The sequence below is a fragment of the Kitasatospora sp. NRRL B-11411 genome (genome assembly GCF_000721345.1).
GTDB lineage: Bacteria > Actinomycetota > Actinomycetes > Streptomycetales > Streptomycetaceae > Kitasatospora > Kitasatospora cineracea.
Genome location: NZ_JOGH01000058.1, coordinates 24,220 through 37,222, shown reverse-complemented (window position 1 = coordinate 37,222; position 13,003 = coordinate 24,220). Strand labels below are relative to the sequence as shown.

11 protein-coding genes are annotated in these 13,003 nt (G+C 75.5%); 3 read left to right on the top strand and 8 right to left on the bottom strand.

Annotated elements, in window-relative coordinates; all coding sequences use genetic code 11:
* Positions 1 to 81: 81 nt before the first annotated feature.
* Positions 82 to 1,170, bottom strand: coding sequence for a prephenate dehydrogenase (locus IH44_RS0124080; protein WP_030461786.1), 1,089 nt, complete (start codon positions 1,168 to 1,170; stop codon positions 82 to 84).
* A 210-nt stretch (positions 1,171 to 1,380) separates the two neighbouring features.
* On the opposite strand from IH44_RS0124080, the gene IH44_RS0124075 reads away from it, so the two are divergent.
* The 3 genes from IH44_RS0124075 to IH44_RS0124065 are packed head-to-tail and all read left to right on the top strand — an operon-like array spanning position 1,381 to position 5,469.
* Complete coding sequence (locus IH44_RS0124075; RefSeq protein WP_232795058.1) at positions 1,381 to 3,465, top strand: DUF4139 domain-containing protein; 2,085 nt, start codon at positions 1,381 to 1,383, stop codon at positions 3,463 to 3,465.
* Positions 3,466 to 3,479: 14 nt separating this feature from the next.
* Positions 3,480 to 5,057: a DUF4139 domain-containing protein gene (locus tag IH44_RS0124070; protein WP_030461784.1), complete on the top strand. Its 1,578-nt coding sequence runs from the start codon at positions 3,480 to 3,482 to the stop codon at positions 5,055 to 5,057.
* Positions 5,058 to 5,106: 49 nt separating this feature from the next.
* Entirely contained in the window at positions 5,107 to 5,469 is a 363-nt protein-coding gene (locus tag IH44_RS0124065) for a DUF952 domain-containing protein (RefSeq protein ID WP_030461783.1), read from the top strand.
* A 59-nt stretch (positions 5,470 to 5,528) separates the two neighbouring features.
* Here the strand turns inward: IH44_RS0124065 and IH44_RS0124060 are convergent, their stop codons facing one another.
* The 7 genes from IH44_RS0124060 to ald all read right to left on the bottom strand — a co-directional run bounded on the left by IH44_RS0124060 (position 5,529) and on the right by ald (position 12,815).
* Complete coding sequence (locus IH44_RS0124060; RefSeq protein ID WP_030461782.1) at positions 5,529 to 6,506, bottom strand: helix-turn-helix domain-containing protein; 978 nt, start codon at positions 6,504 to 6,506, stop codon at positions 5,529 to 5,531.
* Between the two features lie 241 nt (positions 6,507 to 6,747).
* On the bottom strand, positions 6,748 to 8,031 hold the full coding sequence (locus IH44_RS0124055) for a pseudouridine synthase (protein WP_030461781.1): 1,284 nt from the start codon (positions 8,029 to 8,031) through the stop codon (positions 6,748 to 6,750).
* On the bottom strand, positions 8,031 to 8,627 hold the full coding sequence (scpB, locus tag IH44_RS0124050) for an SMC-Scp complex subunit ScpB (RefSeq protein ID WP_232795059.1): 597 nt from the start codon (positions 8,625 to 8,627) through the stop codon (positions 8,031 to 8,033). Before scpB ends, IH44_RS0124055 begins: the two co-directional genes overlap by 1 nt.
* 182 nt (positions 8,628 to 8,809) lie before the next feature.
* A complete protein-coding gene (locus tag IH44_RS0124045) occupies positions 8,810 to 9,613 on the bottom strand; it encodes a segregation/condensation protein A (RefSeq protein ID WP_035956218.1) in 804 nt (267 codons plus the stop codon).
* Between the two features lie 68 nt (positions 9,614 to 9,681).
* The gene (locus IH44_RS0124040) at positions 9,682 to 10,146 is read right to left on the bottom strand and encodes a hypothetical protein (protein ID WP_198545030.1); all 465 of its coding nucleotides are present in this window, start codon (positions 10,144 to 10,146) and stop codon (positions 9,682 to 9,684) included.
* A 41-nt stretch (positions 10,147 to 10,187) separates the two neighbouring features.
* Positions 10,188 to 11,249, bottom strand: a complete 1,062-nt coding sequence (locus IH44_RS0124035; RefSeq protein WP_030461777.1) for a ParA family protein — start codon at positions 11,247 to 11,249, stop codon at positions 10,188 to 10,190.
* A gap of 450 nt (positions 11,250 to 11,699) precedes the next feature.
* A complete protein-coding gene (gene ald, locus IH44_RS0124030) occupies positions 11,700 to 12,815 on the bottom strand; it encodes an alanine dehydrogenase (protein ID WP_030461776.1) in 1,116 nt (371 codons plus the stop codon).
* Positions 12,816 to 13,003 lie beyond the last annotated feature (188 nt).

Here is a 13,003-nt window from a genome sequence, read left to right as displayed (position 1 = left end):
GTCCCCGCCCCGCGCCGCCGCCCTTTCCCCTCCCCTCCTCACCCCCCGGAAGCCTCGCGCAGCGGCTCCCCTCTCCTCCCCCTACTGCTCCCGCACCCCCCAGCCCCGCTCGCGCAGCCCCGCCACCAGTGCCCGCACCGACGTCGGCGCGACCGCCAGCTGCACGTGGCCGACCTGCTGTCCCGTCGAGTGCTCGATCGTCACGTCCTCGATGTTCACGCCGAGCGCGCCGACCTCGCCGAAGAGGCGGCCGAGTTCGCCGGGCTGGTCGCCGAGGACGACGGTGACGGTCTCGTAGCGGGTGGGCGGCGCGCCGTGCTTGCCGGGGATGCGGGCCTGGCCGGTGTTGCCGCGGCGCATGACGGCCTCGATGCCGGCCGCGCCGGCCCGCCGCTGGCCCTCGTCGGCGGCCTGCAGGGCCCGCAGCGCGGTGACGGTGTCGGCGAGGTCGGCGGCGAGGTCGTCGAGGACGTCGGCGACGACGCCCGCGTTGGCGGAGAGGATGTCGATCCACATCGCGGGGTTGGAGGCGGCGATCCGGGTGACGTCGCGCACGCCCTGCCCGGAGAGCCGGACGGCGGTCTCCTCGGCGTGCTCCAGCCGGGCGGCGACCAGCGAGGAGAGCAGTTGCGGGGCGTGCGAGACGAGGGCGACGGCCCGGTCGTGGTCGGCGGCGTCCATGACGATCGGCATGGCCCCGCAGAGGGCGACGAGTTCGAGTGCGGCGTTGAGCGTTTCGGTGTCGGTGTCGGCGGTGGGCGTGAGCACCCACGGGCGGCCCTCGAACAGGTCGGCGGTGGCGGCGAGCGGCCCGGAGCGTTCGCGGCCGGCCATCGGGTGCGAGCCGATGTAGCGGGCGGTGTCGAGCCCGAGCGCGGTGATCTCGCCGCGCGGCCCGGCCTTGACGCTGGCGACGTCGGTGTAGCAGCGGGCCAGGCCGCGCCGCTGGCAGTCCGCGAGGACCTTGCCGACCAGCGCCGGCGGGACGGCGATGACCGCCAGGTCGACGGGGCCGTCGGCGGGCTCGGTGGTGCCCGCGCCGAGCGAGGCGGCCGTGCGGGCGGCGTCCTGGTCGGCGTCCTCGAGGTGGACGCTTATCCCCCGGCGGGTGAGGGCGAGCGCGGCGGAGGTGCCGATCAGTCCGGTGCCGATGACGGCGGCTGTGCGCATGGCGGCTTCTCGTCTCCCGGGTGCGGCGTGCAGCGGTGTGCAGCGGCGTGCAACTGTCCCCCCATCCTCCCGCACGCCCGGACGCCCCCGCATACCGCCCCGCCCGGGCCGTCCGGCCGACGCGCAGCGGAAATCCGGGTGCGGCGACGGGGGTTGGGTGCAGACTGGGCGCCCGGGTCCGGGGTGCGGGCCGGCAGCGAAGGGGGCCAGGTGGCGGGGCAACGGGCGGTGTGGGAGTCCGGGTTGGAGTCGGTGGTGGTGCACGCGGTGGGCGCGGTGTGCCGGCGCCGGGCCGCGGGCGTACTGCCGGCGGACGGCCGGGTGCGGGTGTCGGGGCTGCCGCTGCTGGCGGCGGCGGGGTCGCTGCGGGTGCGGGTGCTGTCGGGCGAGGGGCGGGTCGCCGAGGCCCGGCTGGGCTATCCGGCCCGGGTCCGCGACGAGGACGAACTCCCGTCCTGGGAGCAGGAGTTGAAGAACCTTCGGGCCCGGTTCGAGCTGCTGGAGGAGCGCTGCCGCCGGCTGGACGAGCGGATCGCGGAGGTCGCGGCGCTGCGCCCGGTGCCGCCGCAGCGCCGCCGGGACGAGGGGCACCGGCGGGCCCCGGCGGACGCGGTGCTGGCGCTGGCCGAGTTCGTGGACGCCCGGCTGGAGGTGCTGCAGGAGCGGGCGGTGGAGCTGGCCCAGCAGGCCCGGCTGGCCGAGCACGCCTACCAGGTGGCGGCCGCCCGGGCGGACGCCCGTTCCTCGGCCGAACGGGCGGGCGGGGTCGAGGCGGGGGCGTGCGCGGAGCTGACGGTGCGCGGCGCGGGCCCGGTGGAGCTGGAGGTGGAGTACACCGTGCCGGGCGCGGTGTGGGTGCCGACGTACCAGCTGGCGCACCGCCGGGGCGAGCGGACGGCGCGGCTGGTGCTGCGGGCGTCGGTGGCGCAGCGGACGGGCGAGGACTGGTCGGGGGTGCGGCTGGCGCTGTCGACGGCGGGCCTGCTGCGGGCGGGGGCGCTGCCGGAGCTGGCGTCGCTGCGGATCGGCCGCCGGCAGGCGGCGCCCGCGCCGTCGGGGTGGCGCGCGCAACCGGAGGGCCTGGACGGGCTGTTCGACGGCTGGCAGGACGCGCAGCGGTCGAAACCGGAGCCGCCGGAGCCGCCGGTGGCGGTGTCCGCGGCGATGGGCGCGGCGATGGGCGGCGGCGGCCCGGTGCCCCCGCCGCAGCCGTCGCCGCGGCGGGCCGGACGGCCGGGCGGCGCGCCGGGGTTCGCACCTGGCGGCGCGCCGGGCGGCGGGCCGGGCGCACCGGCCGCGCCGGGGTTCGCGCCGGCCGGGCCGCCGATGCGGCTGGCCCCGATGGCGATGCCGGTCGCGGCGGCCGCTCCCCCGCCGCCCCCGGCCGGTGAGCGGTCCCGCGGCCTGGCGTACGGCGGGGCGGCGCCCGCCCCGCAGGCCGACTCCGCGCCCGCGGCCCCGGCCGAGCCGCGGCCGTCCGCCGACCAGCTGGACTACCCGGCGATGGTGCTGGCGGGCCCGGCGGAGGAGTCGTACCGGCGCGGCCGGCTGTTCCCGGAGCCGCCGCGGCTGCGCGGCGGCGGGAGCGCGCTGCGCGCGGCGGAGGCGGTGGGCCGGCTGCCGCTGCCCCGGTTCGGGGCGCCGCCGCGCGAGTCGGCGGGCTCGTTCGACCACCGCTTCGACGCGCAGGCCCCGGCGGACGTCCCGTCGGACGGGGTGTGGCACACCGTGGCGGTGGCGGAGCTGCCGGTGGGGGTGCGGACCGCCTACGTGACGGTGCCGTCGGTGGAGGAGGCGGTGTACGCGGTGCTGGAGCTGTCGAACGCGACGGCGCACGCGCTGCTGGCCGGCCCGGTGGAGGTGTCGGTGGACGGCGACTTCCTGCTGACGGCGGCGCTGCCGACGCTGGCGCCGGGCGGGGTGCGGGAGTTGGGCCTGGGCCGGGCCGAGGAGCTGCGGGTGGCCCGGCACGCCGAGGTGCGGGAGTCGACGTCGGGGGTGCTGAACTCGACGACGGTGCTGGAGCACGGCGTGCGGATCGAGTTGGTGAACCGGCTGCCGCACGAGGCGTCGGTGGAGGTCCGCGAGCGGGTGCCGGTGCCGGGCGATCCGGAGGTGCGGGTCGAGGAGCGGCCGGGCTGGTCGCCGCCGGAGCAGCCGTCCGAGGCGGTGCCCTCCTCGGCCCGGATCCGCCGGGTGGTGGTGCCGCCGGGTGGTTCGGTGGAGCTGACGGGCGGTTATGCGATCCGCATTCCGGCCGGCAAGGCCGTGGTCGGCGGGAACCGGAGGAGTTGAACGTGCCGGAGGAGTTGAACGTGGACGAGGAGACGATCGCCCTTCCGGTGACCGCCGCGACCTGTCTGGAGGACCGGGCGCAGCTGGAGCGGACGGCGGAGCTGGAGCTGGCGCCGGGCGTGCACCGGCTGCGGCTGGGCCCGGTGACGGCGCTGGCGGCGGACCGCTCGCTGCACGCCCGGCTGCTGGACCGGGACGGCGCGCCGACCGGCGCGGCCAAGGTGCTGGACGTGCGGCTGGTGCGGTCCTGGCAGCCGCCGGTGCCGCTGCCGCCGGGGCCGGACGACTCGGCGCTGCGCCGCCGGGTGCACGACCTGGAGCGCGAGCACCTGGCCGAGTCGCGCCGCCAGGAGCGGCTGCAGGCCCGGCTGGCGCTGCTCGGGCAGCTGGCCGCGGATCTGCTGCGGGAGATCGGCGAGGGCGCGGGCCACGGCGAGCTGGAGCAGGCCCGCTGGTCGCGCGAGCTGGACCGGGTGGACGCCGAGCGGGAGTCGTACGGCGAGCAGCTGCGCGGCTCGCGGGTGCGCTCGGTGGAGCTGGCGGCGGAGCTGGCCCGGGCCGAGGAGGCGCTGGACCTGGCGGAGCGGGAGCCGGCCGAGCTGCTGGCGTTCGTGGAGCTGTCGGTGGAGTGCGCCGAGCCGGGCCGGTTCCTGGCCCGGGTGGGGCACCTGACGGCGTGTGCGCTGTGGCGTCCGGCGTACCGGGCCGAGCTGGTGGGCGGCACGCTGCGGCTGGAGAGCGACGCGGTGGTGTGGCAGCGCACCGGCGAGGACTGGTCGGACGTGCGGCTGACGCTGTCGACGGCGCGTTCGGCGTCGGCGGGCGAGCCGCCGGCGCTGGTCGAGGACCGGCTGGTGCTGCGGGAGCGCTCGGCGCAGGAGAAGAAGACCGTCGAGGTGGAGCTGCGCGAGCAGGCGGTCTCCGACGCGGGCCCGCTGGAGCCGGGCCTGCCGGGCCTGGACGACGGCGGCGAGGTGCGGGTGCTGCGGGTGGACGGCCCGGTGTCGGTGCCCTCGGACGGGCGGGCGCACCGGGTGCCGGTGAGCGTGTTCGAGGCGGCGGCGCACAGCGAGTTCGCGGCGGCGCCGGAGCTGTCGGAGGCGGTCACCGAGGTGGTGTCGTTCCGCAACGCGGCGGGGCACCCGCTGCTGGCCGGCCCGGTGGACCTGGTGCGCGGCTCGGGCTACACCGGCCGGGGCGCCCTGGAGTTCACCGCGCCGGGCGCGCCGGTGCGCCTGGCGTTCGGCTCCTCGGACGGGCTGCGGGTGGTCCGGGAGGCCGACGAGCGCCGGGAGGGCGCGGGTCTGGGCGGCCAGCGCACCCTGGTGACCCGCACCGTGCGCCTGCACCTGTCGCGCTTCTCCGGCCCGGACGAGCACACCGAGCGGGTGGTGGTGCTGCGCGAGCGGATCCCGGTCTCCGAGGTGTCCGCGGTGCAGGTGCGGCTGCGCAAGGAGCACTGCTCGCCGCCGCCGGACGAGCTGGACGCCGAGGGCATCGCCCGCTGGGAGGTCCCGCTGCCGCCGGGCGGGCGGCGCACGGTGACGCTGGTGTACGAGATCGCGGCGACGGCGAAGGTGGCGGGCCTGTGAGCCGCGCCCTTGGCCCGGCGGTCCGGCCCGGGAGGGGTAGAAAAGACTCATGATCTACCACCTCGCCCCGCTGGACGACTGGCTGCGCGACCCGGGCCGGCCGTACACCGCCGCGTCGCTGCTGACCGAGGGCTTCCTGCACTGCTCGCCGGACGAGCCCACCGCGCTGGCGGTGGCCAACGCGTTCTTCCGGGACGCCCCGGAGCCGCTGATGGCCCTGCTGATCGAGGAGAAGCTGGTCGAGCCGATGGTGAAGTGGGAGGCGGCGGCCGGCGGGCCGCCGCCGGGCGCCGCCGAGGGGGTGCTGTTCCCGCACATCTACGGCCGGCTGAACCGGACGGCCGTGCTCGGCCTGGAGAAGCTGGAGCGCGGCCCGGACGGCCGCTGGGCGGCCCTGCGGCCCTGGAGCTGACCCCGCCCCCGGCCCGGTGGGCCCGGCCGGGCGGACGGCGGCCCGCCGGGGCCGGTCCGTCAGAGCCAGCCGCGCTCCCGGGCCGCCATGCCCGCCTGGAAGCGGGTGGTGGCGCCGAGTTCCCGCATCAGGCCCTGCAGGCGGCGCTGGGTGGTGCGGGCGCTCCAGCCCAGCGAGCGGGCGATCGACTCGTCGGTGAGGCCGGCCGCCAGCAGGCCCAGCAGCTTGAGGTGGTCGGCCTCCGGCCCGGGCCCCTCGCCGTCGCCGAGCACGGTCTGCAGCGGCACGGCGCGCTCCCACTCGGCCTCGAACAGCGCGTCCAGGGCCTGCAGCAGCGCGGACGGGTGGATGACGTACGCGGCGTCCAGCACGCTGTCGCCGACGCTGATCGGGATGATCGCCATCTTGTCGTCGGCCATCATCATCTTCATCGGCAGCACCGGACGGACCCGGGCCTCCTCGCCGTCCTCGACGCCGGTGAGGATCTCCTGCTCCAGCCGTCCGGGCCAGGCGATCGCCTCCTTGTCGAAGACGGTGCGGATCCGCACCCCGGACTTGAGCTTGGCCCGCTGCCGGGGCTGCTCGACCGTCGGGTCCTGCACGTACGGCGGGCAGTCGAAGCCGCGTATCTGGTACTGGCTGGACTCGATCAGGTGCTCCAGGCGCTGGGCGATCGCCTCGCCGCCGGTGAGCACCTCCACCGAGTGCGCCGGGTCGGTGTACCGGGAGGCTTCGCGGAAGGCGTCCATCAGCCGGTGCATCTCGGCGCGGGCGGAGCGCAGTTCGGCCTCGCGGTGGCCGATCAGGGTGCCGATGGCGACGTCGGGGGCGACCGACAGGTAGCGCTCCCGGTCGACCGGGGCGCGGGTGGCCATGCCCTGCTCGGCGAGCCGGTCCAGGGCGGCCCGGCACTGCTCCAGGGTCAGGCCGCAGTGCTCCGCCAACTCCTCGGCGGTGGACTGCGGCGCGACGACCAGCGCGGCGTACACCTGGCCGTCGGGGCGGCCGAGGCCCAGCACGGTGAATGCGTCCAGCATGGTGGTGGTTCCTTCCCCCGCCGCCCAGTGGCCTGACGCGGTGGCGCACTTCCGCCACGCGCCGGGGCGAACTTCGGTGGCAATCTTCTGCCACCGGGCGGAACGATAGCAAGGCCGTGCGGTGCGCCTCACATGTCAAGGCGCGTCGGGGCCCGGCGGGGCCCGCCCTCCGCACGGCCGTCCGGGCACGCGTCGGAGCCCGTCCGCGGCGGTGCGGCGGACGGGCTCCGGTGGGCGGCTGCTACAGGCCGACCTCGTGCATCAGGGTGCCGACCTCGGGGTTGGTCAGGCGGCGCAGCCAGCCGGACTTCTGGTCGCCCAGCGAGATCGGGCCGAACGCGGTGCGCACCAGCTTGTCGACCGGGAAGCCGACCTCGGCCAGCAGGCGGCGCACGATGTGCTTGCGGCCCTCGTGCAGGGTCACCTCGACCAGGTAGTTCTTGCCGAGGTTGGAGATCACCTTGAAGCTGTCGGCGCGGGCCCAGCCGTCCTCCAGCTCGACGCCCTTGGCGAGGGTCTTGCCGAGGTCGCGCGGCAGCGGGCCCTGGATCGCGGCCAGGTAGGTCTTGGTGACGCCGTACTTGGGGTGGGTGAGGCGGTGGGCCAGCTCGCCGTGGTTGGTGAGCAGGATGATGCCCTCGGTCTCGGTGTCCAGGCGGCCGACGTGGAACAGCCGGGTCTCCCGGTTGGTCACGTAGTCGCCCAGGCACTGCCGGCCCTCGGGGTCCTCCATGGTGGAGACCACGCCGGCCGGCTTGTTGAGCGCGAAGAACAGGTAGGACTGGGTGGCGACGGTCAGGCCGTCCACCTTGATCTCGTCCTTCACCGGGTCGACCCGGCGGCCCTGCTCCAGCACGGTCTCGCCGTTGACGTCGACCCGGCCCTGCGCGATCAGCTCCTCGCAGGCCCGGCGGCTGCCCATGCCGGCCCGCGCCAGCACCTTCTGCAGGCGCTCGCCGTCCTCGCCGACCTCCTTGCCGGGGCCCTCGTGCCGGGCCAGCACCCGGTCCTCGATCCGGCCCTGCAGCTCCCGGGAGCGCTGCGGCTGGCGCCGCGGGTCGCCGGGCGCGCCCTGCCCCTCCCGCCGCGGCCGGGGCGCCGCCCCGGGCTTGCGGGAGTCGAACGCCCCGCGCCCGGGCGTCGCGTTCGGCCCGCCGCCGTACTCGGGCCGGTCGTACCGGCGCTCCTCCGGACGCGGCTGCCGCCGCTCCTCGCGCCGCTCGCCCCCGCGCCCGTACGAGCCCGAGCCGGAGCCCGACCCGCCGCGGCCCTGGCCGCCGCCGTACGAGGAGCCGGAGCCCGAACCCCCGCGCCCGCCGCCGTACGAGCCGCTGCCGCCGCCGTACGAGCCCGAGCCGCCGCGCGAGGACTGCCCGCCGCGGCCACCGCCGCTGCCGCCGCCGTAGGACGACGATCCGCCCCGGCCCCCGCCCTGCTGGCCGCCTCGGCCGCCGCCCTGCCCGCCCCGGCCCTGCCCGCCGCCGCCGCTGTTCCTGCCGTTGCCACCGTTGCCACTGCTACGCATCAAAATGTCCGTACGTCGATATCCGTCTGGTCGGCCTGGTTCGGCCTCGGCCCTTCCTGTGCGGCGGCGACCGCCTGCGCGATCATCGTGCCCTCCAGGGACTCCGCTTCCACGTCGTCGACCTCGGGCAGGAAGGGCGCGAGCTCCGGCAGCTCGTCCAGGCCGCGCAGCCCCATCCGTTCCAGGAAGTAGTTCGTCGTCCGATACAGGATCGCTCCGGTCTCGGGCTCGGTGCCGGCTTCTTCGACCAGTCCTCGCTGTACCAGGGTACGCATCACGCCGTCGCAGTTCACACCACGGACCGCGGAAACCCTCCCGCGCGACACCGGCTGCCGGTACGCGACCACCGCCAGCGTCTCCAGCGCGGCCTGGGTGAGCCGGGCCTGCTGCCCGTCCAGCACGAACCGCTCGACCGCCCCGGCGCACTCCGCGCGGCTGTAGAACCGCCACCCGCCGGCCACCTGCCGGAGCTCGAAGCCGCGCCCCTGCGCCGTGTACTCGGCCGCCAACTCCCGCAGCACCGCGGCCACTTGCTCCCGCGGCGCGTCCAGCACCCCGGCCAGCCTGCCCTCCGCGACCGGCTCGTCGGCGACCATCAGCACCGCCTCCAGCCCCGCCCGCAGCGGCACCCCGCCGGGCTCCGGCTCCGGCGCGTCCGGCAGCGCCAGGACGCGCTCCACCGGCTCGACGCGCACCCCGTCCGGGTACGCCGACTCCTGCCACTCCCCGGGCCGGGGCGCACCCGGCAGCCCCAGGGACCGGCGCGCGGGCCGCTCCGTCATGCCGTACCGCCTTCCTGGCCGCCGCCCGCCGGGCGGTCGAACTCGTCGGTCACCTCGACCCGCTGCCCGGAGGCGGCCACCCAGCGCACCACCAGCTCCTCCAGGGCCCGCGGCTGCTCGAAGTCCACCGCCCGCTCCCGGTACAGCTCCAGCAGCGCCAGGAACCGGGCGACCACCACCAGCGTGCTCTCCGCGTCCGCCGCCAACCGCCCGAAGGTCGCCTCGCCGAGCTCGGCCAGCCGCCGCGCCACCAGCGCGGCCTGCTCGCGCACGCTGACCGGCGGCACGTGGATGTGGTCCACGTACACGGCCGGCCGCGGCCTGGGCGCGAACGCCTTCGCGGCCAGCTGCGCGAACCGCTCCGGGCCGACCGCCAGCACCACCTCGGGCAGCAGCTGCGCGTACCGGGGCTCCAGCGCGACCGTCCGCGCCCGGCGCAGCGCCTCGCCGTCCCAGCGCTCGGCGAACAGCGCCGCGACCCTCTTGTACGCCCGGTACTGCAGCAGCCGCGCGAACAGCAGGTCGCGCGCCTCCAGCAGCGCCAGGTCCTCCTCGTCCTCGACCTCGGCGACCGGCAGCAGCCGGGCCGCCTTCAGGTCCAGCAGGGTCGCCGCGACCACCAGGAACTCGGTCGCCGCGTCCAGGTCCCACTCCGGCCCCATCGCCCTGATGTGCGCGACGAACTCGTCGGTGACCTTCGACAGCGCCACCTCGGTGACGTCCAGCTTGTGCTTGGCGATCAGTCCGAGCAGCAGGTCGAACGGCCCCTCGAAGTTCTCCAACCGGACCTGGAACGCCATGACGCCACATTCTGGCAGACCCGCCGGCGGAAACCCCGGCACCGGCCGGGGGCGCCCCGCGGCGGCCCTCAGCGCCCGCGCAGCCGCCGCACCAGGATCGACGCCTCGCCGCGCTGCTCCAGGTCCGCCAGGACCACCGCGACGGCCTCCCGGACGACCCGCCCGCGGTCCACCGCCAGGCCGTGCTCGCCGCGCAGCACCAGCCGGGCGTGCTCCAGGTCCATCAGTTCCTCGGCGGACACGTACACGGTGATCTTCTCGTCGTGCCGTTCCCGCCCGGAGGGCCGCCGGGCCCGTCCGCGTCCGCGCACCGTGGCCGGGGCCGCCCGCCGGGCCTCTGCGGGGTCCTCCGCGCGCCCCGCAGGGGCCGCCGGGGCGGCTTCCGGTCTGGCGGCCGGCACCTCGGGGGTGCGCGGCGCGGGAGCGGCGCCCTCGCCGCCCCCGGGGGGTTCCTGGCCCGCCGGGGCGGTGCCGTTCGCGGGGGCGGTGCCGGAGCCGGAGCCGTTGCGCGCGAGCGAGGGCGACAGGGCCATTCCGCCGGTTGCCCGGAACAGTTCGTCGGCCCCCGGGAGGCTCACTCGGCGGGGCGGCACCGGTCGAGCACCTCCCTGGCGAGCTGGCGGTAGGCGGCCGCGCCGACCGAGTTGGTGGCGTAGGTGGTGATCGGCTCGCCCGCCACGGTGGTCTCCGGGAACCTGACGGTCCGTCCGATGACGGTGTGGAAGACGTGCTCGCCGAACGCCTCGACGACCCGGGCCAGCACCTCGCGCGAGTGCACGGTGCGCGAGTCGTACATGGTGGCCAGGATGCCGTCCAGCCGCAGGTCGGGGTTGAGCCGCTCGCAGACCTTCTCGATGGTCTCGGTGAGCAGCGCGACGCCGCGCAGCGCGAAGAACTCGCACTCCAGCGGGACGATCACGCTGTGCGCGGCGGTCAGCGCGTTGACCGTCAGCAGGCCCAGCGAGGGCTGGCAGTCGATGATCACGTAGTCGTAGTCGGGCAGCAGCGGCTTGAGCGCGCGGGCCAGCGCCGACTCCCGGGCGACCTCGCTGACCAGCTGCACCTCGGCGGCCGACAGGTCGATGTTGGACGGCAGCAGGTCCATGCCGGGGATGGCGGTCTTCAGCAGCACCTCGTCGGCCGTCAGGCCCCGCTCCATGAGCAGGTTGTAGACGGTGACGTCGAGCTCCATCGGGTTGACGCCGAGGCCGACCGAGAGCGCGCCCTGCGGGTCGAAGTCCACCAGCAGCACCCGGCGGCCGTACTCGGCGAGCGCCGCGCCCAGGTTGATGGTGGAGGTGGTCTTGCCGACGCCGCCCTTCTGGTTGCACATCGCGATGATCTGCGCGGGGCCGTGCTCGGCGAGCGGCGCGGGGATCGGGAAGTACGGCAGCGGGCGGCCGGTCGGGCCGACCCGCTCGCGGCGCTGGCGGGCCGCGTCGGGGGCCAGGGTGGCGGCGTACTCGGGGTCGGGCTCGTACTCGGCGTCCGGGTCGTCGTAGGGCCCGTAGCCGAGCTCGCTGTAGGCCAGGCCGTACGCCGCGAAGTCGGCGTCGTAGTCGGTGGCGGCCGTCGCCGCGCTCTGGCGGGCCTCGAAGGTGCGGACCGCGACCGAGCCGACCTCCTGCGCGCCCACCGTGGCCTGCCGGGCTTCCTCGTTCGGCTGCCCGGCGGAGAGCTCCGCCAGTCCTGGCTGACCACCCCCGGGAGCAAATGTCGACTCATTCACAAGTCGTCTTACCTCCTTGGACGTCCAGGACTCTATGTCGATTCGTCAGCGTGGCAGCATGCCAACGGTTTGCGACTCTAGGCCGTTTCGGGCATTCGCAGCAACACAATCCACGGTAGTGGGCCGTGTGTGTCGGCCGTTCACCCACCCCGTGTCAAGACACGACCCTAACGTTTCCGCGCAGGCACCGGGCCGTGAGGGCCCGTCAGGTGTCCTTGTCGACAGAGCGGGTGACAAACCGCACCGCAATTGACCGCCGGTGGTCACCGCCGGTCCGCCCGCCGGCCCGCGCGGGCATGCCGAAGCCCCCGGCGCGAAGGGGAAGGACGGCCGGGGGCGACAGCGGGTGAGGGGGCGTCAGGCGAGCACGCTCTCCAGGGAGACCGACTCCAGGCCGAACGCCTCGGCGACGGCCGGGAAGGTGATCTGGCCCTCGTGCACGTTCAGGCCCTTGGCGAGCGCGGCGTCCCGGCGCAGCGCCTCCTTCCAGCCGCGGTTGGCCAGCTCGACCACGTACGGCAGGGTCGCGTTGGTGAGCGCGTAGGTGGAGGTGTTGGGGACGGCGCCCGGCATGTTGGCCACGCAGTAGAAGACCGAGTTGTGGACCTGGAAGGTCGGCTCGGCGTGCGTGGTGGGGTGCGAGTCCTCGAAGCAGCCGCCCTGGTCGATGGCGATGTCCACGAGCACCGAGCCCGGCTTCATCTTGGCGACCAGCTCGTTGGTGACCAGCTTGGGGGCCTTGGCGCCCGGGATCAGCACCGCGCCGATCACCAGATCGGCCTCGACGACGGCCTTCTCCAGCTCGAAGGAGTTGGAGACGATCGCCTTGACCTTGGTGCCGAAGACCTTGTCGGCCTCGCGCAGCTTGTTGATGTCGCGGTCCAGCAGGGTCACGTCGTAGCCCATGCCGATGGCGATGGTGGCCGCGTGCCAGCCGGAGACGCCGCCGCCGATGACGACCGCCTTCGCCGGGTGGGTGCCGGGCACGCCGCCGGGCAGCACGCCGCGGCCGCCGGCCGGGCGCATCAGGTGGTAGGAGCCGACCTGCGGGGCCAGCCGGCCCGCGACCTCGGACATCGGGGCGAGCAGCGGCAGCGCGCCGTTGGGCAGCTGCACCGTCTCGTAGGCGATCGCGGTGGTGCCGGAGGCGACCAGCGCGTCGGTGCCGGCCCGGTCGGCGGCCAGGTGCAGGTAGGTGAAGAGGGTCTGGCCCTTGCGCAGCCGGTGGTACTCGGAGGCGATGGGCTCCTTCACCTTGAGGATCATGTCGGCCGCGGCCCACACCTCGTCGGCGGTGGGGAGGATGGTCGCACCGGCGGCCACGTACTCCTCGTTCGGGATCGAGGAGCCGACACCGGCGTTGTCCTCGATGACGACCTCGTGTCCGTTGCGGACCAGCTCATGCACACCGGCAGGCGTGATGGCCACGCGGTACTCGTGGTTCTTGACCTCGCGGGGGATGCCGACCTTCACGGCTAACACGTCCTCTTGCCATGGGGGATACCGGCCGGGGAAGACCGGCAGGCGACGCACAAGAAGGCACAACGGACAGGCCGGTGCATAGATCTATGCGCGACTGAGTTCGAGTGTAATGAAGCCCAGTCGGCGTGTCAGCCTTCCAAAGTGACTAAATCAGCCAGACACATTGGCAGGTTCGTAGG

Bases quoted from the DNA above. Each gene is read 5' to 3' on its own strand.
- IH44_RS0124055 (WP_030461781.1), bottom strand. From the start codon at position 8,031: ATGCGTAGCAGTGGCAACGGTGGCAACGGCAGGAACAGCGGCGGCGGC.
- scpB (WP_232795059.1), bottom strand. From the start codon at position 8,627: ATGGTCGCCGACGAGCCGGTCGCGGAGGGCAGGCTGGCCGGGGTGCTG.
- IH44_RS0124045 (WP_035956218.1), bottom strand. From the start codon at position 9,613: ATGGCGTTCCAGGTCCGGTTGGAGAACTTCGAGGGGCCGTTCGACCTG.
- IH44_RS0124065 (WP_030461783.1), top strand. From the start codon at position 5,107: ATGATCTACCACCTCGCCCCGCTGGACGACTGGCTGCGCGACCCGGGC.
- IH44_RS0124060 (WP_030461782.1), bottom strand. From the start codon at position 6,506: ATGCTGGACGCATTCACCGTGCTGGGCCTCGGCCGCCCCGACGGCCAG.
- IH44_RS0124040 (WP_198545030.1), bottom strand. From the start codon at position 10,146: ATGGCCCTGTCGCCCTCGCTCGCGCGCAACGGCTCCGGCTCCGGCACC.
- IH44_RS0124080 (WP_030461786.1), bottom strand. From the start codon at position 1,170: ATGCGCACAGCCGCCGTCATCGGCACCGGACTGATCGGCACCTCCGCC.